This window comes from Aminobacter sp. P4_D5, assembly GCF_056401815.1.
Window position 1 is genome coordinate 1 of record NZ_JBFUIP010000652.1, and the last position, 739, is coordinate 739.

Sequence of the window (739 nt, forward strand, 5' to 3'; positions counted from 1 at the left end):
TGGACATGCTGAAGGCCGGCGGCACGCTGCGCCACAAGGAACTGCTGGCCCCCTTCGGCCTCGATGCCTCGGATCCGGACTTCTGGAAGAAGGGCCTCGACGTGATCTCCGGCTTTATCGACGAGCTGGAGACCACTTCTTGACCGATCGGGAAGGCAACAACTTCTTCGGCGAGGTGCGGCGCATGGTGCGCACCTCCGGCGCCGTCACCGGCATCGCAGCGCGTGTGGCCGGCCAGCGCTTCCTCGGCCTCAAGACCGACAAGGGCGCGCATGCGGAGGATCTGAAGGCCATCCTCGGCGGGCTCAAGGGCCCGATGATGAAGGTGGCGCAGTTCCTCGCCACCGTTCCCGACGCGCTGCCGGAGGAATATGCGCGGGAACTCGCGACGCTGCAGTCCAACGCGCCGGCCATGGGCCCGGCCTTCGTGCGCCGGCGCATGCAGACCGAGCTCGGCCCGCAATGGCAGTCGCGCTTCGCGCAATTCGGGCTGGAGGCGGCGGCCGCGGCCAGCCTCGGCCAGGTGCACCGTGCGACGCTGCATGACGGGCGCGAGGTCGCCTGCAAGCTGCAGTATCCGGACATGCCCTCCGTGGTGGAGGCGGATCTCAGGCAGTTGAAGATCGCGCTCAGCCTCTATCGCCGCATGGACAGCGCGCTCGACAACGAGGAGGCCTTCGCCGAGCTCAAGGACCGCCTGCGCGAGGAGCTGGACTACGAGCGCGAGGCCTCCCAGCAG

1 protein-coding gene is annotated in these 739 nt (G+C 68.3%); it reads left to right on the forward strand.

Annotated elements, in window-relative coordinates; translation table 11 throughout:
- Positions 1 to 139: 139 nt before the first annotated feature.
- Positions 140 to 739, forward strand: a 600-nt coding sequence (locus AC1DWF_RS34120; RefSeq protein ID WP_476842913.1) for an AarF/UbiB family protein, incomplete at its 3' end; no start/stop codon positions are given.